27 protein-coding genes are annotated in these 21,443 nt (G+C 60.4%); 9 read left to right on the forward strand and 18 right to left on the reverse strand.

From position 1 onward, the window contains the following. Positions 1 to 113: 113 nt before the first annotated feature. The 5 genes from HNQ72_RS10320 to HNQ72_RS10340 all read right to left on the reverse strand — a co-directional run bounded on the left by HNQ72_RS10320 (position 114) and on the right by HNQ72_RS10340 (position 2,552). A complete protein-coding gene (locus tag HNQ72_RS10320) occupies positions 114 to 461 on the reverse strand; it encodes a YkgJ family cysteine cluster protein (protein WP_373289449.1) in 348 nt (115 codons plus the stop codon). 26 nt (positions 462 to 487) lie between these two features. Then, positions 488 to 802, reverse strand: a complete 315-nt coding sequence (locus HNQ72_RS10325) for a hypothetical protein (protein ID WP_183992184.1) — start codon at positions 800 to 802, stop codon at positions 488 to 490. 77 nt (positions 803 to 879) lie between these two features. Further along, a complete protein-coding gene (locus HNQ72_RS10330; RefSeq protein ID WP_183992185.1) occupies positions 880 to 1,083 on the reverse strand; it encodes a hypothetical protein in 204 nt (67 codons plus the stop codon). A 228-nt stretch (positions 1,084 to 1,311) separates the two neighbouring features. Further along, positions 1,312 to 1,521 carry a cold-shock protein gene (locus HNQ72_RS10335; protein ID WP_148143885.1) on the reverse strand — a complete coding sequence of 70 codons (210 nt, stop codon included), beginning with the start codon at positions 1,519 to 1,521 and terminating at the stop codon, positions 1,312 to 1,314. 371 nt (positions 1,522 to 1,892) lie between these two features. Beyond that, positions 1,893 to 2,552, reverse strand: coding sequence for a GntR family transcriptional regulator (locus HNQ72_RS10340; RefSeq protein WP_183992186.1), 660 nt, complete (start codon positions 2,550 to 2,552; stop codon positions 1,893 to 1,895). A 92-nt stretch (positions 2,553 to 2,644) separates the two neighbouring features. Here HNQ72_RS10340 and HNQ72_RS10345 point away from each other — a divergent pair, with 92 nt between their 5' ends. Genes HNQ72_RS10345 through HNQ72_RS10355 form a run of 3 tightly spaced genes read left to right on the forward strand, consistent with a single transcriptional unit; the run spans position 2,645 to position 5,586 of the window. Continuing rightward, the gene (locus tag HNQ72_RS10345) at positions 2,645 to 3,274 is read left to right on the forward strand and encodes a TRAP transporter small permease (protein WP_183992187.1); all 630 of its coding nucleotides are present in this window, start codon (positions 2,645 to 2,647) and stop codon (positions 3,272 to 3,274) included. After that, a complete protein-coding gene (locus HNQ72_RS10350) occupies positions 3,274 to 4,542 on the forward strand; it encodes a TRAP transporter large permease (RefSeq protein WP_183992188.1) in 1,269 nt (422 codons plus the stop codon). Before HNQ72_RS10345 ends, HNQ72_RS10350 begins: the two co-directional genes overlap by 1 nt. Before the next feature lie 36 nt (positions 4,543 to 4,578). After that, on the forward strand, positions 4,579 to 5,586 hold the full coding sequence (locus HNQ72_RS10355) for a TRAP transporter substrate-binding protein (protein ID WP_183992189.1): 1,008 nt from the start codon (positions 4,579 to 4,581) through the stop codon (positions 5,584 to 5,586). A 261-nt stretch (positions 5,587 to 5,847) separates the two neighbouring features. On the opposite strand, the gene HNQ72_RS10360 is transcribed toward HNQ72_RS10355, so the two are convergent. Next, positions 5,848 to 6,723 (reverse strand): DMT family transporter, encoded by an 876-nt coding sequence (locus HNQ72_RS10360; protein WP_183992190.1) that lies wholly within the window; start codon positions 6,721 to 6,723, stop codon positions 5,848 to 5,850. Between the two features lie 205 nt (positions 6,724 to 6,928). On the opposite strand from HNQ72_RS10360, the gene HNQ72_RS10365 reads away from it, so the two are divergent. Then, a complete protein-coding gene (locus HNQ72_RS10365; RefSeq protein ID WP_183992191.1) occupies positions 6,929 to 8,323 on the forward strand; it encodes an aminotransferase-like domain-containing protein in 1,395 nt (464 codons plus the stop codon). A 3-nt stretch (positions 8,324 to 8,326) separates the two neighbouring features. Here HNQ72_RS10365 and HNQ72_RS10370 read toward each other — a convergent pair whose 3' ends face one another. Beyond that, positions 8,327 to 9,742: an MFS transporter gene (locus HNQ72_RS10370; RefSeq protein ID WP_183992192.1), complete on the reverse strand. Its 1,416-nt coding sequence runs from the start codon at positions 9,740 to 9,742 to the stop codon at positions 8,327 to 8,329. 133 nt (positions 9,743 to 9,875) lie between these two features. On the opposite strand from HNQ72_RS10370, the gene soxR reads away from it, so the two are divergent. Both soxR and HNQ72_RS10380 read left to right on the forward strand, forming a co-directional pair. Beyond that, positions 9,876 to 10,346 (forward strand): redox-sensitive transcriptional activator SoxR, encoded by a 471-nt coding sequence (gene soxR, locus HNQ72_RS10375; protein ID WP_183992193.1) that lies wholly within the window; start codon positions 9,876 to 9,878, stop codon positions 10,344 to 10,346. Between the two features lie 169 nt (positions 10,347 to 10,515). Then, a complete protein-coding gene (locus HNQ72_RS10380; RefSeq protein ID WP_183992194.1) occupies positions 10,516 to 11,151 on the forward strand; it encodes an outer membrane protein in 636 nt (211 codons plus the stop codon). Between the two features lie 86 nt (positions 11,152 to 11,237). On the opposite strand, the gene HNQ72_RS10385 is transcribed toward HNQ72_RS10380, so the two are convergent. Next, positions 11,238 to 11,675: a GNAT family N-acetyltransferase gene (locus HNQ72_RS10385; RefSeq protein WP_183992195.1), complete on the reverse strand. Its 438-nt coding sequence runs from the start codon at positions 11,673 to 11,675 to the stop codon at positions 11,238 to 11,240. A 224-nt stretch (positions 11,676 to 11,899) separates the two neighbouring features. Here HNQ72_RS10385 and HNQ72_RS10390 point away from each other — a divergent pair, with 224 nt between their 5' ends. Continuing rightward, positions 11,900 to 12,445, forward strand: a complete 546-nt coding sequence (locus tag HNQ72_RS10390) for a GNAT family N-acetyltransferase (RefSeq protein WP_183992196.1) — start codon at positions 11,900 to 11,902, stop codon at positions 12,443 to 12,445. Positions 12,446 to 12,474: 29 nt separating this feature from the next. Then, on the forward strand, positions 12,475 to 13,083 hold the full coding sequence (locus HNQ72_RS10395; RefSeq protein ID WP_183992197.1) for a hypothetical protein: 609 nt from the start codon (positions 12,475 to 12,477) through the stop codon (positions 13,081 to 13,083). A 23-nt stretch (positions 13,084 to 13,106) separates the two neighbouring features. On the opposite strand, the gene HNQ72_RS10400 is transcribed toward HNQ72_RS10395, so the two are convergent. Further along, entirely contained in the window at positions 13,107 to 14,024 is a 918-nt protein-coding gene (locus tag HNQ72_RS10400; protein WP_183992198.1) for a DMT family transporter, read from the reverse strand. A gap of 203 nt (positions 14,025 to 14,227) precedes the next feature. After that, positions 14,228 to 14,701 carry a VOC family protein gene (locus HNQ72_RS10405; RefSeq protein ID WP_183992199.1) on the reverse strand — a complete coding sequence of 158 codons (474 nt, stop codon included), beginning with the start codon at positions 14,699 to 14,701 and terminating at the stop codon, positions 14,228 to 14,230. Between the two features lie 193 nt (positions 14,702 to 14,894). Between HNQ72_RS10405 and HNQ72_RS10410 the strand changes: the two genes are divergently transcribed. Continuing rightward, positions 14,895 to 15,230 carry a hypothetical protein gene (locus HNQ72_RS10410; protein ID WP_183992200.1) on the forward strand — a complete coding sequence of 112 codons (336 nt, stop codon included), beginning with the start codon at positions 14,895 to 14,897 and terminating at the stop codon, positions 15,228 to 15,230. A gap of 23 nt (positions 15,231 to 15,253) precedes the next feature. Here the strand turns inward: HNQ72_RS10410 and HNQ72_RS10415 are convergent, their stop codons facing one another. The 8 genes from HNQ72_RS10415 to HNQ72_RS10450 form a co-directional block, all read right to left on the reverse strand. Then, positions 15,254 to 15,607 carry a hypothetical protein gene (locus HNQ72_RS10415; protein WP_183992201.1) on the reverse strand — a complete coding sequence of 118 codons (354 nt, stop codon included), beginning with the start codon at positions 15,605 to 15,607 and terminating at the stop codon, positions 15,254 to 15,256. A gap of 92 nt (positions 15,608 to 15,699) precedes the next feature. Beyond that, positions 15,700 to 16,239 carry a GNAT family N-acetyltransferase gene (locus tag HNQ72_RS10420; RefSeq protein WP_183992202.1) on the reverse strand — a complete coding sequence of 180 codons (540 nt, stop codon included), beginning with the start codon at positions 16,237 to 16,239 and terminating at the stop codon, positions 15,700 to 15,702. 20 nt (positions 16,240 to 16,259) lie between these two features. Then, the gene (locus HNQ72_RS10425) at positions 16,260 to 16,715 is read right to left on the reverse strand and encodes a GNAT family N-acetyltransferase (RefSeq protein ID WP_210319561.1); all 456 of its coding nucleotides are present in this window, start codon (positions 16,713 to 16,715) and stop codon (positions 16,260 to 16,262) included. Positions 16,716 to 16,746: 31 nt separating this feature from the next. Further along, complete coding sequence (gene nudI / locus HNQ72_RS10430) at positions 16,747 to 17,172, reverse strand: nucleoside triphosphatase NudI (protein WP_183992204.1); 426 nt, start codon at positions 17,170 to 17,172, stop codon at positions 16,747 to 16,749. 25 nt (positions 17,173 to 17,197) lie between these two features. Then, positions 17,198 to 17,398: a heavy-metal-associated domain-containing protein gene (locus HNQ72_RS10435; RefSeq protein ID WP_183992205.1), complete on the reverse strand. Its 201-nt coding sequence runs from the start codon at positions 17,396 to 17,398 to the stop codon at positions 17,198 to 17,200. A gap of 53 nt (positions 17,399 to 17,451) precedes the next feature. After that, on the reverse strand, positions 17,452 to 17,850 hold the full coding sequence (cueR, locus tag HNQ72_RS10440) for a Cu(I)-responsive transcriptional regulator (protein ID WP_183992206.1): 399 nt from the start codon (positions 17,848 to 17,850) through the stop codon (positions 17,452 to 17,454). After that, positions 17,847 to 20,270 (reverse strand): heavy metal translocating P-type ATPase, encoded by a 2,424-nt coding sequence (locus HNQ72_RS10445; protein ID WP_183992207.1) that lies wholly within the window; start codon positions 20,268 to 20,270, stop codon positions 17,847 to 17,849. The genes cueR and HNQ72_RS10445 overlap by 4 nt, the downstream gene beginning before the upstream one ends. A gap of 107 nt (positions 20,271 to 20,377) precedes the next feature. Next, a complete protein-coding gene (locus HNQ72_RS10450; protein WP_183992208.1) occupies positions 20,378 to 21,442 on the reverse strand; it encodes a helix-turn-helix transcriptional regulator in 1,065 nt (354 codons plus the stop codon). Position 21,443: the final 1 nt, after the last annotated feature.

Raw genomic sequence — 21,443 nt, forward strand, 5'->3', positions numbered from 1 at the left:
AGCGTCTTCGGACGCAGATGGGCATCTCGGGAGGAGTGAGGAGCGCGGCGCTCGTCAAGGCACTCGACGCTGGCTTTTGGCCGATCAACTGCCCCTGATCGACTTGACTGCGCCTATTTCAAACCGAAAGCCCAGCGGGCGGTCCTGCACTCGGGATCTCCGGGGGCGCAAGCGCGGCATACGTCGGGACGAACCTCGTAGACCAGACATGAGGTACTCTCACCAACACGGCCGGACAGCGCCGAACATCGCTGATCCTCGCACCGCATACCCCGCTGGTCCGCAGCAACAAACTGCGGCGGAACCAAGTCGAGAGCTTCATCGGTTTCCATTGTGAAGCGCGGCCATTCGGAGGAATAGGAACAGCAGGCGCCACAGGCCTGGCAATCCGGAAGGTCAGCAACACCCGGATCGTCTGAAGACTGGTTGTCGTCAAGGGCGTCATCAAAATCCCGCCCAATGCGGCCTGATGAGGCGCCGTCTGTCGTCATTTGTGCTTCAGCAGCCACATCTTGCCCGCCATGGTTATTCCGTACGGGGTTTCGCCGGCCTCGGCATCGGGGTCAAGCCCCTTGAGAAGGCCGTAGCCCGTTAGCTGTTCGAGAGTGGCGGTCGTCGCGAACTTTACCTTCAGCGGCCGCTCCTTGAAGCGATCGGATTTCGCGTAGGTTTCGGTGGCGCCAAGATGGGTCCAGCGCTTCCCGTCCTGAGGGTGGAGGTCGCCGAATTTTGCGAGCTTCAATCCCCTGATCTGGGTCGGTGTCAATTCAACGGTCAACGCAGCAGTTGTCGTGCTGTTCATGTCTTTGTTTCCTTCTCTTCACAACAGGCGTCAATGCCGCTCACGACCAGCTTCAAGCAGGTCTGTTTCGAAACCGCTCAGGTTTTCCGGACGGTCGCGTCGGCCGCGTTTTGCGCCTCCATGGCGAGACGCGCCTCGCGCAACCGGGACGTCTTTTCCTGACGGGCCTTGGTAACTGCATCGAGCTCATCGCGGGTACGGTTGCCGGCAGTACTCGAAGCCTGTGTCTTGTCGAATGCCTTCTCGGCAATCTGTCGTGCTTTGCTGTGATGCTCGGTCATTGTCTTCCTCGGTTTGTGCGCCGTGGCGCTTCGATCAGAAGTCCGGACCTATTTTCCCAAATCCGGATGTACAGACCTGAAACTGCTACAGCGCCATTTGAGCACCATCGACAGCGTGATCCGCTCTTCAACGGCAATAAAAAAGGCCAGGCAGCTGCCTGACCTCCTGTGGCCCCATGCTTTCGACAGTGCCGGTACATCCGTGGTCACACGAAAGCGGATACCAATTCAGACAGCCTGAAGGTTGCAGGCCGACATCTTGCCGGACTTGCGGTCGCGCTCCAGATCGAAGGAGACCTTCTGGCCTTCTACGAGTTCGCGCATGCCCGAACGCTCGACAGCGGAGATGTGGACGAATGCGTCAGCTTCGCCGTTGTCAGGCTGGATGAAGCCGAAGCCCTTGGTGGAATTGAACCATTTAACTGTGCCAGTGGTCATGATGAACCCTTTCATAGCAACATAGAGGGACCGCAACGCCAAAGCGCCGCGGATGATGATAACGATGCTTTAAAGGGAGGGTCGTTCAATACGCGGTGCCATTCGCGCAGTAACCAAATCTCGGCAAGAAAAATATCGATAAGCTTTAGATAATGGAGCGGAGGCGGAAAGTCAAATTTCGGCCCGCCGACGAGAACAGAGGCCGAGCCATGTCACGTCGTTTTTGGATTGGACTTATCCGTCACGGTCTGCCAAAAGCCCCGCCAAGGACGCGACTGCCGTTAACTTTAGAACGGGGTCGGGCGATAGATTGACGTCACGTCGTTGCCGCGAGATCACGCTGGCCGTCCTTTAAACTCCTTGAACCTTTGTCATCCCCTGCCCTCGACGACCTTGATCAGGTCTTCGCGGACGGAACCGATATGGGTGACGAGCAGTTCGCCGGCCTTTTCAAATCGGCGAGCGCGGATGAGGCCGATCAGTTCGGCATGTTCGAACATCGCCTTTTCCATCGCCGCCTCGTTGGAAAGCTGCAGGCGGGTATAGCGGTCGCTGGTCTGCAGAAGCGAGGCGACGATCTGCTGGCTTCTTGGCATATCGGCGCGGTGATACATGGCCATGTGCAGGTCGGCATTCAGCCGGCCGTATTCATCCCGCTCGCCCGAGGCGATCGCCTTGACGTAATCGGCCTGACGCTCGTCGAGCTCGGCCAGATCCTTCTCGTTCAGCGCCGGAGCGGAAGCCAGAAGCAGCCGCGGCTCCAGCATGATCCTCAAGTCGAACACGTCGTCGATTTCGGCGCGCGACAGTTCCGAGACGATCGCGCCCTTTTGCGGCAGGATTTTCACCAGCCCTTCCGCCTCCAGCTGGAACAGCACCTCGCGCACCGGAATGCGGCTGACGCCGTAGGTTTCAGCCAGCGCGTCCTGCCGCAGCTGCGTGCCGCCGGCATATTTGCCGGACAGGATCGCCTGGCGGATTTCGGTGATGAGGGCGCCGGAAAGCGTCTTGTGTTTCAGTTTTAAGGCCATGCAACCCCGCTACACCATTTCCATCGAAAAGCCAGTTGACTCTCGAAATGTATAAAATCTACATTATACCCAATAAAGAGGGAACTGAAATTATGACGACTGCCTTGACGGAGAACGGGCTGCCGCCCGGTTCGCCTCCTATAGCCGCACGCGCAATCATCGGACTGTCGGAAGGCGTGCTTGCCGTGGAAAAGCTCCTTGTCGGATTTTTCATGGCGCTGGTGCTTTTCCTCATCCTGCTCAATGTGGTGACCCGTTATGGCGGCATGCCGCTTTACTGGGTCGATGAGGCGGCAGTTTACGCCATGGTCTGGCTCACCTTCATCGGCGGTTCGGCTCTCACCCGCCTGCGGCTCGATTTCGCCGTGACGCTCCTGAGCGACAAGTTGCAGAGGAAGAATGCCGAACGCCTGCAGGCCTTCGCGACCTTGCTTGCCATGCTGTTTTCCATCGGGCTCGGCGTGATGTGCTGGAACTGGATGGACCCGATCGGCATTGCGGCTGCCGGCTTCGACGCCAAGGAATATGCCGGCGAGAGCTTCAACTTCCTCTATACCGAATATACCCAGACGCTGAACTGGCCGGTCTGGGCGATCAGCCTCGTCGTGCCGCTGTTTGCCGTCACCATGACGATCCATACCGCCGCCAATCTCGTCGAGGAAATGAAGTTCGCTCCGAAACGGCAGCGGCTTGCATTTGCCAATGCAGAAGGGGTCAACTGATGGTCACGACCGCTTTCTTTACCTTCTTCATGCTGGTCGGCGTGCCGATCGGGCTCTGCCTCTGCATGGCGGCGGCAGTCTATATCTGGGCGACGGGCAATACGCTTCTGTTCGCCAGCTTTCCGGTTCAGCTTTTCGGTGGGGTCGACAATTACGGCCTGATCTCCATTCCGCTTTTCGTGCTGATCGGCGAAGTGATGAATGGCGGCGGCATTACCCGCCGCATCATCGACATGACCATGGCCTTTGTCGGCGCGATGAAGGGCGGGCTTGCCTATGTGAACCTGCTCGCCAACATGTTCGTCTCCTCGATCCTCGGCTCGGCCACGGCACAGGTCGCCATCATGGCGCAGATGATGGTGCCGGAGATGGAAAAGAAGGGGTATGACAAGACCTTTGCGGCCGGGCTAACCGCTTATGCCGGTATGCTCGGGCCGATCATTCCGCCGTCGATCATGTTCGTCGTCTATTCGGTCCTGGCGCAGGTTCCGGTCGGCGACATGCTGACCGCTGGGATGCTGCCCGGCATTCTGCTGACCGCGATCTTCTGTGTCGTCATCGCGCTGATGGGCTGGTTCTGCTACGACTACCCACGCGGCGACGTGATGACGCTGAAACAGCGTTTCCGAATCGTGCTCGGTGCATTGCCGACGCTGTCCATCCCGATCATCATCGTCGGCTCGATCATGGCGGGCATTGCCAATGCGACGGAAGCTGCCGCCGTCGGCGTGGTCGCGGCGGTTCTCGTCGGGCGTTACTGGATCGGCGACCTGAAATTCTCCGACCTGCCGCTGATGCTGTTGAAAGCCGGCATCTATTCCGCCGTCGTGCTGCTGCTGGTCGCCGCCGCCGCCGTGTTCTCCTGGGTTCTGGTCTACGGCATGGTGCCGCAGAATGTCGCCGCCTGGGTGCAGACGATCGCTTCCGACCCGATCACCTTCATGCTTCTCGTCAACGTCATCCTGCTCGTCATAGGCACCGTCATCGACGGCGCGCCGGGGCTGATCATGACGGTGCCGATCCTGTTGCCGATCGCGACCGAGGTCTACGGCATCGACCCGATCCATTTCGGCGTCGTCGTCACGGTCAACCTGGTGCTCGGCTTCCTGTCGCCGCCGGTCGGCCTGTGCTTCTTCGTCGCCTCGGCGGTGACGGGGGCGAAACCGGGCAAGATGTTTATCGTCACCCTGCCCTTCTTCTTCGCCTCCTGCGTGCTGCTCGTGCTTCTGTCGATCTTTCCGATCCTGTCGACCTATTTCGTCAGATAACTGCCCCAAAACCATAAAACTCCAGAGGATTAGACCATGACCGTTACCCGCAGATCATTCCTCCGCAACTCGACGATGGCGGCAGCCGGCGCCGTTGCCGCCGGTACGCTCTCGATGCCGAACGTGCTACGCGCGCAGGAGGCAAAAACCTTCCGCCTCGGCATCACCACCCCGCCCGGCCATCCGTGGAACAATGCGGCGCTGAAGGTCGGCGAAATGCTGAAGGCCGAGACCAAGGGCCGTCTCGACCTCGCCGTCTTCCCGGCAAACCAGCTCGGCACCGAAGCGGTGATGATGCAGCAGATGCAGGCCGGTTCGCTCGATTTCGGCTGGATCATGACCGCCGAACTCGGTTCGCGCATTCCCTCGATTGCCGCGATCAACGCGCCTTATGTCGTCGATTCCACCGCAAAGGTGGCAAAGCTGGTGCGTGATCCGCTGGCGATGAAGATGCTCGACGTCCTGCCGAAGGAAACCGGCACGCTGGGTCTCGCCTGGGGCATCACCACGATGCGCGTCGTCTTCACCGCCAAGGAGATCGGCGGCATCAACGACCTGAACGGCATGAAGCTGCGTATCAACACGACGCCGGCCTATCGCGACTTCTACCAGTTGCTTGGCACCGCGCCGACCCCGATCCCGACGCCGCAGGTGTTCGACGCGATGTCGAACGGCCAGGTGGACGGGCTCGAGGCCGATCTCGACTTCTCGTGGAACCAACGCTTCGACAAGGTTTCGAAGACGATGCTGAAGATGAACGCGATCTTCATGCCCTGCGTGGCACTTGCCTCCGGCCGCGTGTGGAAGGATGTGCCGGCCGCCGACCGTGAGCTGATCACAAAGTTGACCAAGGAAGCGCTCGACGCCCAGATCGATGCGACCGTCGCCAACGAAGCAAAACTGCTCGACGAGTTCGGCAAGGTCATCGCGGTCAAGGATGTACAGGTCGCCGATGCGGGCAAGGTGATTGCCGAATACGACAAGATCTGGCTGCCCAAGGCTCCGATCCTGGCCGACCTGCGCAAGCTGGGCGCAACTCTGTAAGGACTGGTTTTCGAGGAAGCCTGCCAAGGGCTTTTATGCGGCGCGCCTCCGGTGGGGGCGCGCCGTTTTTCTTGCTGTTGGCGCCGAACGCTCCGACTGATCTCTCCCCTTGTGGGGGAGATGTCACGAAGTGACAGAGGGGGGTGATACGGCGAACTCGGCTGGCAATGGGTGTGTGGCGAAGCGCCCCCCTCTGCCCTGCCGGGCATCTCCCCCACAAGGGGGGAGATCAGCCAGACGCCAAGCCTTCGCTCGCCACGCCTACCGCGCAAACCTCTTCGCCGCGGCGACGCAGAGGATGACGCCGAGGGTGACGATGAACATGGAGGAGGTCACCTGCTCGCCGAGCAGGAGCGCTGCCAGTGCCAGACCGAAAAACGGCTGGATGAGCTGCAGCTGGCCGACTGTCGCGGTGCCGCCCTGCGAGAGGCCGCGATACCAGAAGATGAAGCCGATCAGCATCGAGAAGAGCGAGACATAGGCCAGACCCGCATAGGCCGGGCCACCGACGCCTGCGAATGTCTCCGGCATCAGCGCAAGCGCGCCGACCAACATGACCGGTAGAGAAATGACCAGCGCCCAGCAGATGACCTGCCAGCCGCCCAGCCGCTTCGACAAGGCTGCGCCTTCGGCATAACCGAGGCCGCAGACGATGATCGCCGCTAGCATCAGCCAGTCGCCGAAGGAGAGGCCGATCGAGGCTACCGTTCCGCCCTGCGCCAGAGCAAAACCGGTGACGAGAAGGCTGCCGAGGATGGCGAAAATCCAGAAGGCAGGCTTTGGCCGTTCACCGCCGCGAATGACGCCGAAGATCGCGGTTGCAAGCGGTAGAAGCCCGATGAAGACGACCGAATGGGCTGACGAGATATGCTGCAGCGCCAGTGCGGTGAGCAGCGGAAAACCGAGGACGCAGCCGAGCGCGACGATGACGAGCGAGACGATCTCGCTGCTTTGCGGCCGTTTCTGCCGGAAGGCGAGAAGCAGGAGAAGCGACAGGAGACCGGCGATCGTGCCGCGGGCGACCGTCAGGAACAGCGGATCGAAACCGATCACAGCAAGCCTCGTTGCCGGCAGCGAACCGGAAAAGATCAGCACGCCGATAAAACCGTTGATCCAACCCGACAGACCGCGATCCATGTCATTCTCCAGTATTTCGATCGACTGGGGTGCCGATATCGAGTTCATTGCGATGGTGCGGCATACGTCCTTCTCCCCGCATGCTGGGAGAGGAGGCAAGACGCATCATCCTTATCCTCCCGAAACCATGGCTTCACCAGAAACAGTCTGATACAATTATCCAAAACTGTTATGGTTCAATCACCAGTACGGATGAGGCAAAAGCATGGATCTGACGACAGGATCAGCGGCGACCAAGGCCGAGATGGTGATGCGTTTCGTTCGCCAGAGAATAAGCGGACGGACACTGACGCCCGGGGCAAAGCTGCCTTCGGTGCGGTCGCTTTCGGGCACGCTTTCGGTTTCCACATCGACGGTGGTCGATGCCTATGAGCGGCTGGTGGCGGAAGGGGCGATCGTCTCGCGGCCGGGATCGGGGTTTTATGTCGCCAACCAGGCGGCGCCCTTTTCACCTGCCGAGGCGGGGCCGAAACTCGACCGGGCGGTCGATCCGTTCTGGATCTCGCGGCAATCGCTGGAAAGCAGCGAAGACAGCCTAAAACCCGGCTGCGGCTGGTTGCCGCCTTCATGGCTTCCGGAAGAGGCGATGCGCAAGTCGCTCAGGGTCTTGTCGCGGGCAGAGCCTTCATCGCTTGCGGATTACGGCACGCCGCTGGGGCTTTATCCGCTGCGACGGCTGATATCACGCCGGATGGGCGAGCGCGGCATCGAGGCCTCGCCGGAAGAGATCATGCTGACGGAATCCGGCACGCAGGCGATCGACCTTCTCTGCCGGTTCCTGATCGAGCCCGGCGATACCGTACTGGTCGACGATCCGTGTTACTTCAATTTTCACGCATTGTTGCGGGCGCATCGGGCGAAGATCGTCGGCGTGCCCTACACTGCAAACGGGCCGGATCTCGCGGCTTTCGCGGCCATTGTTTCCGAGCATCGGCCAAGGCTCTACATCACCAATTCGGCGATCCACAATCCGACCGGGGCCGTGCTTTCACCGGTCACGGCACATCGGGTGCTGAAGATCGCGGAAGAGTTCGACCTGACGATCGTCGAGGACGATATCTTTGCCGATTTCGAGACGGTTGCGGCACCGAGACTTGCCGCATTCGACGGGCTGGAACGGGTGATCCATATCGGCAGTTTTTCGAAAACGCTGTCGGCTGCGGCGCGCTGTGGCTTCATCGCGGCGCGTCCGGACTGGATCGAGGGGCTGACGGATCTCAAGATCGCCACATCCTTTGCCGGCGGGCGGATGACTGAAGAGGTCGTTCATGCAGCGCTGTCCGATGGCAGCTATCGCAAGCATCTCGACACATTGAGGGCAAGGCTTTCCAAGGCGATGGCCGAGGTGACGGAGAGGCTTGCCGCAATCGGCATCGAGCCGGTGCTGCGGCCGCAATCGGGCATGTTTTTATGGTGCCGGCTTCCCGGTGAGACCGACGCTGCCGAGGTGGCGCGCGCCTGCCTGCAAAAACAGATCGTGCTCGCCCCCGGCAATGCCTTCAGCCTATCGCAATCGGCGAAAAACTGCATGCGTTTCAACGTCTCGCAAACGCTCGATCCGCGCATTTTCGAGACGCTGAAAGGCGTGTTGAAGGCCTGACGATCAGTTCGCCTTGAGCTTCACGCCGAAGCCGAGAAGGAAGCTCACCAGCGCGCCGAGGGCGGCTGTGCCGTAGAGCCATGCGGCGGTATCGCCTGCCGTTCCCGTTGCAAGGCTTGCCGTCAGGCCGGTTGCGGTGGCGATCGTGCCGGAAAGGGCGGCACCGACCGCATAACCTGCCGTCGACATGGTGGGCAGAAGCGCGCTGGCACGGTCGCGGTCAGCGCCTTCGGCAGCAGTCATCGCCGCTTCGTTGACATTGGCCCAGGCGAGGCCGAAGCCGATGCCGATCAGGACCTGGCCGAAGATTACCAGCGGCAGCCATTGCAGGCCGATGGCGATTGCCAGCGCGACAAAACCGATGAGATGGAAGAGCGGCCCGACCCACATGGTCGCATGCCGCCATGCCAGCGCCTCGTAACGGCTGGCGAACATGGCGACGAGGCTCCAGACCAGCGCCATGGTGACGACGATATAACCGACGACCGCGGGGCCGAGGCGGAAAACCTCGCTGACAAGAAGCGCCAGATAGGTGCTGCCGGCGGAATGCCCGGCCGACATCAGGAACAGCATCACGAAGGCACGGCCGAGCACCGAACCGGAGCGAAAGGTGCCGGCGGGGAAAAGTCGCGGACCGAAACGGCCGTCGAGGACGACGACCGAAAGCAGCGCCAGAACGCCGAAAACCAGAAGTGCCGCCTGCCAGACCGGCTCTCCGCTTGCCGAGGAGAGCGCGAAGATGAGCGCGGTGACGACGCAGAGCCCGACGGAAACGGGCGCGAAACTTGCCGCCCTGCCCTCGCCGGTCTTCGGCTCGGTCAGGAAGGTGAACAGCGCAAGGGTGATGAGAAACGGCGTCACGGCCAGGAATGAGGAACGCCAGGAGATCGCCTCGGTCATCAACCCGCCGATCAGCGGCCCGAGCAGCGCCGTTACCGCCCAGACGGTCGCTTCGACGGCAAAGACTCGGGCGATCAGGGAGGAGGAGAAATTCGCCGGGATAAGACTGTAGCAGATCGCCACGATCAGGCCGTCGGCGATGCCCTGCAACAGGCGCCCGAAGACGATCCAGCCGAAGTCGGGTGCGAAAAAGGCGTTAAACCCACCGAGCGCAAAGAGGAGAGACGAGAGGGCGAGTGCCCTGCGCACGCCGAGCAGGTCGCGGAGGGAAGCAGCCGCCGTGCCGCCGGCGATCGAACCGATAAAATAGAGGCTGTAGACCCAGCTGTACCAGTCCCGCCCGCCAAGCTCGGCAGCGGCAAGCGGCATGGCGGCGACGATGGCGAACTGGTTGAAGGCATGCAGGCCGATGCCGCTCGAGATCAGCGCCAGCATGCGGCCGCTTTCTCCGCTCAACAGGCTCGCATAACCCGAGGCTTCGGCCTCAGCCGGTGCTCCATCCCGCCTGATATCCCCCATTGGGCCATCCGGCTCCCCGATCACTTCCGTCATTGCATTCAGACCTTTTCATGCGCGCCTGCTTCAGCCAGGCCTTTCCTGTTCAGGATCGGCACCGTAAAATCTCAACCTTGGTTGAGGTCAACGGTAAAAAATGACGAAATCCGAAAAGATCAAAACGCTTCAGGGGATCAGTGTGGGAGAGGTTGCGGAACGCTCCGGCGTGGCCATCTCGACGCTGCATTTCTACGAGGCGGAAGGGCTGATCGAGAGCTGGCGCAATGGCGGCAACCACCGGCGCTACAGTCGTGATGTTCTGCGGCGTATCGCCGTTATCCGGGTGGCGCAACGGGCCGGCGTGCCGTTGAAGGAGGTTGCCGAGGCGCTGAAAACCCTGCCGCAGGGACGCACGCCGAATGCAAAGGACTGGGCGCGGCTTTCGGCCGTATGGAAGGCGGAACTGGACCAACGGATAGAGACCCTTTCGCGCCTGCGTGACGAATTGACCGGCTGTATCGGCTGTGGTTGCCTGTCCTTGAAAGCCTGCCCCTTGCGCAATCCCGGCGACCGGCTGGCTGCCGATGGAAACGGCCCGCTGCTGCTTTCCGGCAGCGGAGAAAATTGATTCGCGAATCGGATTAAGCAAAATGCTCCAGCGCACAAATCAAAGGCAAATTGCTCAGGCAATCAGCGCCTCATGATTGATTTTTCGGCGCGTGACATTTTTGCTACAGCCTTTTTAGCAATCGCTCCTACATCCTGATCATCACGCAATGCTTATGGAGGGAAAATCCATGAAGGGTCTTTTCATTCTCGCCGCTTCCGTCGCCGCTCTCAGCGCATCGACCGCAGCCTATGCAGCAGACGCCGTGGAGCAGATACCGACCGCACCGGTTGCGGTCGAAACCGCGCCGGCCTTTACCTGGGAAGGTTTCTATCTCGGTGCCCATACCGGTTATGGCTGGGGTGATGGTGACCTTGAGGGCGTGGGCTCGGACAATTTCGATGGATGGCGCCTCGGTGCGTTTACCGGCTATAACTGGCAGTTCTCCAACGGTTTCGTTGCCGGTATCGAAGGTGACGTGAACTACGACTGGAACAACGAAGACATCGGTGCCGGCTTCGATGCCGAGAGCGGCTTCTCCGGTTCCGTGCGCGGCCGTGTCGGTTACGCCTTTGACCGCACGCTGGTTTATGCCGCCGGCGGCTGGACTGCGACCAATGTCGAGGTTAACGGGCCTGCCGGCTTCAACGACGACGACACCCTGCATGGCTGGACGATCGGCGCCGGTGTCGACCATGCCTTTACCGACAAAATCTTCGGCCGGCTGGAATACCGCTATAACGACTATGGCAACGGCGATATCGGCGGACTGGACGTCGATTTCAACCAGCACGTCTTCCAGGTCGGCGTGGGTGTGAAGTTCTAAATTTATCGCCTGAACAGGCACGAGGAGAAGCTGTCTGCACGAGGTGTGCGGGCGGCTTTTTTTGTTGGTGATACGCCGGATGAACCTCAGGAACGGCGCTTTGTCAGGCGGATATCGAGATGGCCGATATCCTGCTCATTACCCCAGCCGAGAGACCGATAAAAACCGGCCGCCCGGGTCTCTCTGCCGGTTTCGAGCCAGATTTCGCTGTGGTGCCTGAAAAGCTCTGCCTCGGCGGCGGAGACGAGCTGCCTGCCAAGTCCCCTTCCCGCAAAGGCTGGAAGAACGAAGGCAGCAAAAAGCGATGCTTCATCGATATCGATCATCGAGAAGCCTACGACCTGATAATCAACGACCGCCACCCAGGCGCAGGAAGATGCGGCGATCATTTCGGCAACCGCTTCCTTGGTAATGCCCATCTGCGAAAGCTGCTCGATGGAGAGATGGTTCTCCCGTACCGAGGTGCGCACCCGGAACACGGCCGGGATATCGGATAAAAGGGCGGGTCTGATTTCTGCGGGCATGGTTCGGGCTCTTGGCAAACGGGGTGGATCGCAATCCGGGAGAAGATTGACATGGCGGGTATGGAGCACGATAGCGGCAACAGGCCGACACCGCGGGACGCGTCGAAGCGTTTCCGCTTTTCTTTGAAACGCGAAATCGCTCTATCTCTTTGTTTTGACGCAATTCCGAACGCAAAACCGGTTCTCACGTTTGCTGAAATTGCTCTAAAACCACAGGCAGCACCATGCAACCCATCAGCACCGAACGCACCCTTATCACCCTTGTCCGGACAGACGATGCGGAGGATCTTCGCACCTATTATCTGCGCAATACCGAGCATCTTGCCCGTTGGGAGCCGTTGCGCTTGGAGGATTATCATTCAGTGGATGCATGGAAGGATCGCGCGCGCGATTTCGCCGGCGAGGCGCTCAGGGGTTTTGCCTACAGGTATGTCGTGCGGTTCAAGGGCAGTCGCGAAATCATCGCGGTCGCAAATTTCACCAATGTGGTGCGCGGCGCCTTCCTTGCCTGTCATCTCGGCTATTCGATCGATAGCGAGATGCAGGGCAAAAACATCATGTTCGAGGTGCTCGATACCTTAATCCCGCATGTGTTCAACACTTATGGACTGCACCGGGTAATGGCGAATTACATACCGGAAAACGCCCGCAGCGGCGCGCTTCTTGCCCGCCTCGGCTTCGAGGTGGAAGGACGCGCCAGGGACTATCTCAAGATCAACGGAGAATGGCGCGACCATGTGTTGACGGCGCGGATCAACGATGCCCGATGAGCTTATCTAAAAGAGGCAGGGAGAGGTGAATGATCATTGTCATCGAGGGTATCAGTGCTGCGGGCAAGACCACATGGTGCCGGAAGCATGCGCAGGCTCATCTGATCCGGGAAAGCTATCCGGCCGATCGCAAGGAACAGCCCGAGATTGGACTGGCGACAGCGCATTACTGGGCGGACTGGAATGCCAAACGGTGGAGCGATGCGCTTTCGATGGAACAGGCGACCGGCCATGCAATCTGCGACACGGATCCGCTGAAGCTGCATTACAACTGGTGCATGTTGCAGATCGGCGCTCTTGCGAGGTCCCAATGGGAGCTGCAGCTTGAGACGAGCCGCGCAACATTTCTGGAAAGACGGATCGGTTTTGCCGACGCCTATCTCGTCAAGATGATAGACCCGGTGATCGCCCGGCAACAGCGGGACAGCGATACGTCACGCCAGCGCGACCGGTTCGATCAGAATGTGCTGCTGCAGCCGGCGCTGATCCGATGGTACAAGCAGATGGAAAAAGTTCTCGGCGGGCGCATGTGCTGGGAATTGCCCGAGACAGGTTTTTCGCCCGACGACATTTCCGCCAACCCGTTCCGCTACGATATCGGCGCGTTCGATGCGTTCATTGCGTCACTCGACGAGTGATCCAGCGGAATGCCGATCGGGCTTCACCCGTGGCTCGAATTGTTCGGCACGACCGGCTCCTCATCCTTCACCTTTGCGCGGTGGAAGATGAACATGCCGGCGATGACGATGATGGCGGCGCCAGCAAGCGTCTGAGCATCGGGGAAATCGCCGAAGAAGGCCCAGCCGAAAACGATTGCCCATAACAGCAGCGTATATTGCAGCGGGGCGAGAACCGAGGCCGGCGCGAGCTTGAGCGAGCGGGTGATCAGGAGATGCGCCGAGCAGGAGACGACGCCGAGCAAAAGCAGCGCGAAAAGTTCGCTGCCGGTGAACGGGCTCCAGTTGCCGACGCTGAACCAGATGCCGGCAACAAGGGCGCCGAGTGTCTGCCAGGTCACCAGCGTCACATCGGGCGTCGAGCGCAGCACGCGGCCAAGCACAAGCGAAAGGGCGAAGGACAGGCTGCCGACCAGGGCGAAGACCGACGGCCAGGATAGCATCGCCTCCGACGGGCGAAGCGCGATGATGACGCCGATGAAACCGACAAGGACCGCCAGCCAGCGCCGCCAGCCGATCCTCTCTCCGAGGAAGAAATGCGAAATCGCCGCGACATAGATCGGTCCGGCCATGTAGAAGGTCATCACGTCGGCAAGCGGCAGGTAGACGACAGCGGCGTAAAACAGCCCTGTATCTGCGGTCGCCATGACCACACGAGCAAACTGCAGGCCCGGCTTTTCGACCTTGAAAAGCGAGGCTGTCGAATTGCGGGCCAAAAGCGGCCCTAGAACGAGAAACGCACCGAGCGAACGCAGCAGCAGGACCTGCCCGACGGAAAAACTGGCGACCAGCCATTTGCCCATGGCATCGTTGAGCGCGAACATCAGGTCGCCGAGCAACATCAGAAGAATGCCGGTCAGAATGACGTTGCCGCCGATGGCATAGGCCGTTGTTGCTTTCATGATCTTTCGGCGCTCCGCGACGCCATTTTCGATGGCGACCGGGAACAAGCCGGGAAAAAGACCCCGAGCCATACCGGGATCGTCTCGATACCTGTTGGAATGGGCGCTCCATACTCCTCGGGCCAACCTGATTGCAAGGGATATTAAAGCAGGACGTCATATTGTCCTGCGGCAATCAGGGTCAGAGCCGACAGAAGCTTGCCTCAACCCCGGCGAGCGGCATCGATTGCGGCAACGTCGATCTTTTTCATCGTCATCATCACATCGAAAGCACGTTTGGCCTCGGCGCCGCCAATTCCAAGCGCCTCCATCAGCGTGCGCGGCGTGATCTGCCAGGAAATGCCCCAGCGATCCCTGCACCAGCCGCAATCACTTTCCTCGCCGCCATTCTCTACGATGGCATTCCAGTAACGGTCCGTCTCCTCCTGATCCTCGGTGGAAATCTGGAAGGAGAAGGATTCGTTGTGCTTGAAATGCGGGCCGCCATTGAGGCCAACGCAGGCCACACCGGCAACGGTGAATTCAACCACCAGAACATCGCCCTCGACGCCATCCGGATAGTCGCCGGGTGCGCGGATCACGGCGCCAACGGCGCTATCGGGAAATGTCTGCGCATAAAACCGGGCCGCATCCTCGGCATCCTTGTTGTACCACAGGCAAATGGTGTTCTTGTTCATGGCAGGTCTCCCGTTGCTGCTGCGTCCGGCTCTCCCATTTTGGGCGGATCGCAGATCCATCTCGCATTGAAGACGTAGGGCTGATCGCCGATCCGACAGCAGGTTTGATTTTTTCCGATGAAATAGTGATCGGCGATGTTGCGGCCGCTCGCTTGAAGGATTATCGCAAGATCCATGGAATAGAGGTATATAAATGAAATTTATCAATATCTTGACATCAATATCGGTGGTGGCTGCCTTGAGTGCCTGTGCGCCTACGCGCGCGCAATATGATGCGCTGCAGACGACGCTTGAAGGCAGCCCCCAGGTGCGTGCGCAGGCAATTGCCGATTGCACGAAGAGGCACTGGTCTTCGGAAAGAACCGGAAATCTGGCCAAGCTGATGAATGTGCGGGAAAAGCAGGCGAAATCGACATTCTGCAACAGGTTGCACGGCGGATTGGCGAGCGGCCGCATCACCTATGAAGATGTGAAGTCTGTCTGGAGCACGCCCACTCCCAACATGATAAGGGTGATGCAGGGGCGTTGACATCCACCTGCGGCCAAGCTTCTTCAGGCCGGAGATTTATCTGCACCGGGTTCCACCTTTGCGCCGATAAAATAATGATCGACGATGTTCTGGCCGTTCTTCAGGATATGAGCGGCCAGTTCGGGGTCGCCGCCCTGAAAGGTTTCGGGATCACCGCCGCAGAGGTGGACGAAGAGCTTCTGGTGGGCGACCGAGACGAAATATTCGTATGCTGGCGGCGCATCCGTCCACTCGGTCGATTTCAGTTCTTCGGCCGCCTGCGCTGTCGCATCCTCGATCGCCTTGTAGATCCTGGCCATCATGGCATGCCGGACCTTCTCGTCGATCTCCATATATTGCCTCTCTAACGGGGTCAGGACGGGACGGCTCTCGTTCATCGAATGGATCTCCCTGCATGGGTTTCGGTGGCGGGATGCCAATGGGGGCTGTTTCGCACCGGAATGCGTCGGTTATGGGCCGACGACATCATTCAAGCCGCAAGCTTTTCCATAAGGTTGTGCGCTGTGGGCCATTGATAGCGTACCAGTTCCACACCCGGATTGCCCGCTCGTGTGACCTCCCGCCTTTCGATCACCAAACCGCCAAGCCGGTCATAGACGGCTGTCGCCGGGATATTTTTCGCGAAGGCGACGAGATGGACCGGCAGGTCTTTTCGCCAATTCTCGAAGGTGGAGAGTGCCTCGCGAAGAAGCGTTTTCGCTACGCCCTTTCCCTGGAAAACCGGCGATACGTAGAGGTTATTCAGATAGGTGCCGAATTCGGTTTCCTCGTTGAAGACGAAGCAGCAGAAACCGGCGATTTCCGCTCCGTCGCAGGCAATGATGATGAGGTGATCGGGAGACGGCAGCACGGCGCAGCGCGTTTGCCAAAGCTCCTGCTTCTCGGCCGGAAGAACACCCTTCAGGTAGGCTTCGGGCAGGATATGCGCATAGGCGCTGCGGCTCATCGAGACATGCAGGTCGATGATCATCTGGGTGTCGGACGGGTGTGCCGGGCGGTATTTCAACATGGTGGCGGGGCTTTCTGCATCTACTTCACCTGCAAGATCATATCCCAGCGATCCAGCCCCGGCGCGTATCCGTTCGGCGTTACCTTGGTCGTGGTGAAACCGAGCTTTTCGTAAAAGCCTCGCGTATGCTGACTGGTATTGAGCGTGATGGTCTCGACCTCCCTAATGCTTCTGGCGAGGTCGAGACGGGCTTCGGCGAGGAAGCGACCGATACCCTTGCCGTGGTAATGTCTCGCAACCATGCCCCAGGAGAGGAAGGCGGTATTCTCTTGCGCAATCACCTTCAGCCCTCCGCATCCCACGACCTCATCCCCCTGCCGTAAGACGAGATAGGGGCGTTTCAAGACGAGAGATTGCAGAAACTCGGAATATTGCGGCCGCTCTTCGGGAGCGAAGAAGTGAGGTGTGTTGGAATCGAAGACGGCCAGGCAGGCGGGCCGATCTTCAATCGCATATGGCAGAGATCTTACCGACAACACTGCGCACCTCAAATCCCGATTTTCAACCTTACAGCAAACCCTTGGCCCCCAAGGTCACGCGCGTCGCGGCATTCAGATCATAGGCATTAAATTCGCCGGGGCGCACCCAGGCAAAATCCTCGAACTCGTCGTTGATGGCGATGTCACGGTTTTCGGCGCGGCAGTCGAAGATGAGATAGATCATGTAGATCTCCTCCGTCGAGCCGTCCGGATAGGTCTTCGTCCTGACATCATCGCGAAAGGTCCAGGGCGTGACTTCGGTGATGCGAAGCCCCTCGCCCAGTTCCTCGCGGATTTCGCGGCGCAGTGCCTCCTCGATCTTCTCCCCGACCTCCATGCCGCCGCCCGAAAGCGCCCACTGACCGGGAAACACGCCCCGGTCGGAGGGCATCTTGCAGAGCAGATAGGCGCCGTCATTTTCGATTAGCGGGCAGACGATGATCCGTTGCCTCATAGTCCCGTCCCCCATGTTCAGCCGCTCAGGCGGCGGCTGCTTCCGGCGTGTAGCCTGCCTCGCGGATGGCTTCCTCGGCCTTGGCCTTGTCGCCTTCTACCGTAACCTTGTGGGATGGCAGGTCGATTGTGACGGCGACACCCGGCAGGGCTTCGGAAAGAGCGGCGCGGACGGTCTTTTCGCAATGGCCGCAGGTCATGTCGGCTACGGTGAAAATGGCGGTCATCTGAAAACTCCTTGGTTGTTCATGTCTTTATGCGTGTTCGATACGGTACTTGACTATGCGGCGCTTTCGCCCGCCAGATCATCCAGGATCGGGCAATCCGGCCGGTGGTCGCCACCGCAGCAATGGCTCAGGTGTTTCAGGGTCTTCACCATGCCCTGCATTTCCGCGATGCGGCGTTCGAGGTCGTTGATATGGGTCGTGGCGATTTCCTTGACGGCAGAGCTCGTGCGGCTCTTGTCCTGCCAGAGCTTTAGAAGCGTCTCGGTCTCGTCCAGCGAAAAACCGAGCGAGCGCGCCCGCTTGATGAAGCGCAACACATGCACCTCTTCCTCGCCATAAACCCGGTAGTTGCTCTCCGTGCGGCCCTTGGGCGCGATCAGGCCGATCTGCTCGTAATAACGGATCATCTTGGCCGAGACGCCGGATGCGCCCGATGCTTCACCTATGTTCATGCGGCATCCTCCGCCTTGAAGGTTTTCAGCCTCAGCGCATTGCCGAGTACGAAGACGCTCGACAGCGCCATGGCGCCGGCGCCGATCATCGGCGACAATGTCAGGCCAAAGGCCGGATAAAGCACACCGGCGGCAACCGGGATCAGCGCCACATTGTAACCGAAGGCCCAGAACAGGTTCTGGCGGATGTTCTTCATCGTCGCGCGGCTGACGGCGATTGCCGAAACCACGCCGGTGAGTTCTCCGCCGACCAGAACGACATCGGCGCTTTCGATCGCCACATCCGTGCCGGTGCCGATCGCAATGCCGATATCGGCCTCGGCCAATGCCGGGGCATCGTTGATGCCGTCGCCGACAAAGGCGAGTTTTCGCCCGTTGGCCCGCAATTCATGGATCGCCTCAACCTTGCCTTCCGGCAGGACCTCGGCAACCACCTTGTCGATGCCGACCTGTCGGGCGATGGCGTTTGCCGTGCGGCGGTTGTCGCCGGTGACCATGACCACCTCAACGCCCATCGCCTTCAGGGCCTGGATGGCGTCTACGCTCGACGGTTTCAGCGGGTCGGCAACCGCAATGATGGCGGCAAGTCTGCCATCGATGGCGGCATAAAGCGGTGTCTTGCCCTCATCGCCAAGGCGGCTGGCGGCGTCCGCGAAGGTTTCGACGGAAGCGCCGAGCTTTTGCATGTAACGATCGGCGCCGACCGCGACCTCGCGGCCGCCGACCTTGGCGCGGATGCCGTAACCGGTGACGGAGGAGAAATCCTCGGCACTGCCGGTTTCAAGCCCCCTCGCCTTTGCCGCCTTGACGATGGCATCGGCAATCGGATGTTCGGAGCGCGCCTCGACGGCGGCGACCAGTGCCAAGGTTTCGTCTTCGCCAAAACCTTCGGCGACACTGAAATCGGTCAGTTCCGGCCGCCCCTTGGTGACGGTGCCGGTCTTGTCGACGACGACGGTCGCCACATCCTGCAGGCCCTGCAGTGCATCGCCCTTGCGGAACAATACACCGAGTTCCGCCGCGCGGCCGCCGCCGACGACGATCGAGACCGGAACGGCAAGCCCCATGGCGCAGGGGCAGGCGATTATGAGAACGGCAACGGCCGCGATCAGCGCATGGGTGATCTTCGGGTCGGGTCCGACGATATACCAGACGGCAAAGGTGATAACGGCGAGCGCTATGACCGCGGGGACGAACCATGCGGTCACCCGGTCGACCAACGCCTGGATCGGCAGCTTTGCCCCCTGGGCCTGCTCGACCATGCGGATGATGCTGGCGAGCATCGTATCGCGACCGACCTTTTCCGCCGTAAACCGCAGCGTGCCCGTCGTATTGACCGTGCCGCCGATGACGGTGGCGCCGGTGGATTTAGCGACCGGGATAGGCTCGCCCGAAATCATCGATTCATCGATATTGGACTGGCCGTCGAGCACCGTGCCGTCGACGGGGATACGCTCGCCTGGACGGATGACGACGATATCGCCCGGAACGACCTCTGCCGTCGGGATATCAAGCTCACGACCGTCGCGTTCGACGCGGGCGGTTTTTGCCTGCAGGCCGGCAAGCTTTTCGATCGCGGCACCCGTGCGGCCGGTGGCGCGGGCTTCCATCAACCGGCCGAACAGGATCAGCGTGACGATGACGGTGGCAGCTTCGTAATAAACATAGCGGGCGGTTTCCGGCAGCAGGCCGGGGGCAAAGGTGGTAACGAGCGAATAGCCGTAGGCAGCAGCGACACCGACCGCGACCAGCGAATTCATTTCCGGATGGCCGCGGAAAAGCGCCGGCAGGCCCTTTTTGAAGAAGCGCAGGCCGGGCCAGAAGATCACTGCCGTGGCGAGGACGAAATAGAGATAATAGAGGTTCTGGGTGTCGATGACGCCCATCAGCCAGTGGTGGAAAGGCTCATAGGCATGGCCGGTCATTTCCAGCACGAATAGCGGCAGGGTGAGGATGAAGGCAATCGCCAGATCGCGCTTCAGCGCGGCCTCTTCGCCCTGGTGCATGTGGGCGTGGTCGTGGGTGGAGTGAGCGGCTTGGTCATGTCCTGCATGTTCCATCTGGTGGTCGTGATGCTGACCTGCCATCTCCGCCGTTTGATGAAGCTCGGCATGGCCGGTCAGGGGGCTCTCAGCAGCCACGGTCCTCCCAGCCTCGCGCAGTGCATGCTCCATCGCACCCGCAGGTACTTCATAACCAAGCTTGTGGATCGCTTTTTCAAGCGCCTGCGGATCAAACCCCTCGCCCGTTTCGACAGTGAGCTTCTTCGTCGCGAAGTTGACGGCGCTCGTCTTAACGCCCGGCAGCTTGGCAGCGCCGGTCTCAACCCGGCGCACACAGGAAGCGCAGGTCATGCCCTCTACGGGAATGGTCAAAGGTTCGGCGATACCGGAATGGGTATGTCCAAGGTGCTGATTCATGAGATGCGATCCTTTCGCATCCGCATGTAAGGCTTCCCATCATGGGAAGGTCAAGGACAGAACGAGATAATTTCGCAGCGACGAAAACGCACGGGCCGAACTTCTGCCTAACGCCCGCCTTGCCCGACGCCCGGCGCGTTGAGGCCGGAGAGAAGCAGGACGAGTTCAGCCTGCCGGGTCGTGCCGGTTTTCTGCATGATCCGCTTCAGGTGCGAGCGCGCTGTCTCAAGCGAGATGTTGAGGGATGCGGCGACCATTTCCGGCGTCTGTGCCAGGGCGATGCCGCGCGCCACCTTGGCTTCGGCGGGCGTCAGATCGAAGAGACCGCAGAGAACCCGCATGTCCGGCGGCCCCACCTGCCCTACCTGGGTCACCACCAGCACCGCCATGGAGCGGGAGAAAATGTCGCGCGCCGCCCGGCGAACAGGCATGAGGTGCAGGATGAGCGGCGGCGTTCCGTCGCGTAGCGAAACCATGGGCACCGATTGGACGGTCGGCACGGCTTGCGCCTTGTAGCGTTCGATCGCCTCGTCGAGCAGCGCGCGAGCGCCGGCGCTTTCAAGCGCGATCTTGTCACCCGCGCCGGTGCGGATACGCGGAGACAGAGCTTCAAGTTGCGGATTGGCGGCAAGCATCTGGCCGCCATCGCCAATCACGGCGGCCGGCAGTCCAAGCATGGACAAGGTCTCGGTCATCGAGCGCGCTTCATTGAAGGCCAGCCTCGAAGCCATATAGGCTGCGCGGGCGAGATCCGGCTTCAGATCATTCAGCTTGGCAATCTGTGCGTGGGAGAAATTATCGAGGCCGCGCGTGCGCATGAGGGTGATCACGATCACATGGCCGGTCGGCTCCTGGAAGGCCCAGCCCGCCTCCCAGTCGATACCATGCGGCTTCAGGAATTCGCGATCTATGATGTCCTCCTGCATCTCTTCCGGCGTCAGGAGGTCGGATGTGCGTACGAAGGAAAAGGGCGACGCCTGCATGGCCCTTGCCGGGCGCGTGTTCTTCAATCTCAGGTCGCTGGAGACGAATTTGGCGAACAGGTCTGCGATGTTGGGTGTGGTGACGTACCGATGATTGCCGCTCGCATCGACGGTGAAGATCGAGGCCGTTGATGACCCGGCCTCCGCCGCCAGCCGTTCGCAAGTCTCCGTCCAGAGTTCGGGGACCAAG

It is taken from the genome of Aliirhizobium wenxiniae (assembly GCF_014201355.1).
GTDB lineage: Bacteria > Pseudomonadota > Alphaproteobacteria > Rhizobiales > Rhizobiaceae > Neorhizobium > Neorhizobium wenxiniae.

Excerpts from the sequence above, each read along its gene's own strand:
- HNQ72_RS10385 (WP_183992195.1), bottom strand. The coding sequence starts at position 11,675 with ATGCCCGCAGAAATCAGACCCGCCCTTTTATCCGATATCCCGGCCGTG.
- HNQ72_RS10420 (WP_183992202.1), bottom strand. The coding sequence starts at position 16,239 with ATGTTGAAATACCGCCCGGCACACCCGTCCGACACCCAGATGATCATC.
- HNQ72_RS10390 (WP_183992196.1), top strand. The coding sequence starts at position 11,900 with ATGCAACCCATCAGCACCGAACGCACCCTTATCACCCTTGTCCGGACA.
- cueR (WP_183992206.1), bottom strand. The coding sequence starts at position 17,850 with ATGAACATAGGTGAAGCATCGGGCGCATCCGGCGTCTCGGCCAAGATG.
- HNQ72_RS10365 (WP_183992191.1), top strand. The coding sequence starts at position 6,929 with ATGGATCTGACGACAGGATCAGCGGCGACCAAGGCCGAGATGGTGATG.
- HNQ72_RS10335 (WP_148143885.1), bottom strand. The coding sequence starts at position 1,521 with ATGACCACTGGCACAGTTAAATGGTTCAATTCCACCAAGGGCTTCGGC.
- HNQ72_RS10355 (WP_183992189.1), top strand. The coding sequence starts at position 4,579 with ATGACCGTTACCCGCAGATCATTCCTCCGCAACTCGACGATGGCGGCA.
- HNQ72_RS10435 (WP_183992205.1), bottom strand. The coding sequence starts at position 17,398 with ATGACCGCCATTTTCACCGTAGCCGACATGACCTGCGGCCATTGCGAA.
- HNQ72_RS10380 (WP_183992194.1), top strand. The coding sequence starts at position 10,516 with ATGAAGGGTCTTTTCATTCTCGCCGCTTCCGTCGCCGCTCTCAGCGCA.
- HNQ72_RS10325 (WP_183992184.1), bottom strand. The coding sequence starts at position 802 with ATGAACAGCACGACAACTGCTGCGTTGACCGTTGAATTGACACCGACC.
- nudI (WP_183992204.1), bottom strand. The coding sequence starts at position 17,172 with ATGAGGCAACGGATCATCGTCTGCCCGCTAATCGAAAATGACGGCGCC.
- soxR (WP_183992193.1), top strand. The coding sequence starts at position 9,876 with ATGACGAAATCCGAAAAGATCAAAACGCTTCAGGGGATCAGTGTGGGA.
- HNQ72_RS10405 (WP_183992199.1), bottom strand. The coding sequence starts at position 14,701 with ATGAACAAGAACACCATTTGCCTGTGGTACAACAAGGATGCCGAGGAT.
- HNQ72_RS10350 (WP_183992188.1), top strand. The coding sequence starts at position 3,274 with ATGGTCACGACCGCTTTCTTTACCTTCTTCATGCTGGTCGGCGTGCCG.
- HNQ72_RS10330 (WP_183992185.1), bottom strand. The coding sequence starts at position 1,083 with ATGACCGAGCATCACAGCAAAGCACGACAGATTGCCGAGAAGGCATTC.
- HNQ72_RS10445 (WP_183992207.1), bottom strand. The coding sequence starts at position 20,270 with ATGAATCAGCACCTTGGACATACCCATTCCGGTATCGCCGAACCTTTG.
- HNQ72_RS10410 (WP_183992200.1), top strand. The coding sequence starts at position 14,895 with ATGAAATTTATCAATATCTTGACATCAATATCGGTGGTGGCTGCCTTG.
- HNQ72_RS10395 (WP_183992197.1), top strand. The coding sequence starts at position 12,475 with ATGATCATTGTCATCGAGGGTATCAGTGCTGCGGGCAAGACCACATGG.
- HNQ72_RS10400 (WP_183992198.1), bottom strand. The coding sequence starts at position 14,024 with ATGAAAGCAACAACGGCCTATGCCATCGGCGGCAACGTCATTCTGACC.
- HNQ72_RS10340 (WP_183992186.1), bottom strand. The coding sequence starts at position 2,552 with ATGGCCTTAAAACTGAAACACAAGACGCTTTCCGGCGCCCTCATCACC.
- HNQ72_RS10370 (WP_183992192.1), bottom strand. The coding sequence starts at position 9,742 with ATGGGGGATATCAGGCGGGATGGAGCACCGGCTGAGGCCGAAGCCTCG.
- HNQ72_RS10415 (WP_183992201.1), bottom strand. The coding sequence starts at position 15,607 with ATGAACGAGAGCCGTCCCGTCCTGACCCCGTTAGAGAGGCAATATATG.
- HNQ72_RS10345 (WP_183992187.1), top strand. The coding sequence starts at position 2,645 with ATGACGACTGCCTTGACGGAGAACGGGCTGCCGCCCGGTTCGCCTCCT.
- HNQ72_RS10360 (WP_183992190.1), bottom strand. The coding sequence starts at position 6,723 with ATGGATCGCGGTCTGTCGGGTTGGATCAACGGTTTTATCGGCGTGCTG.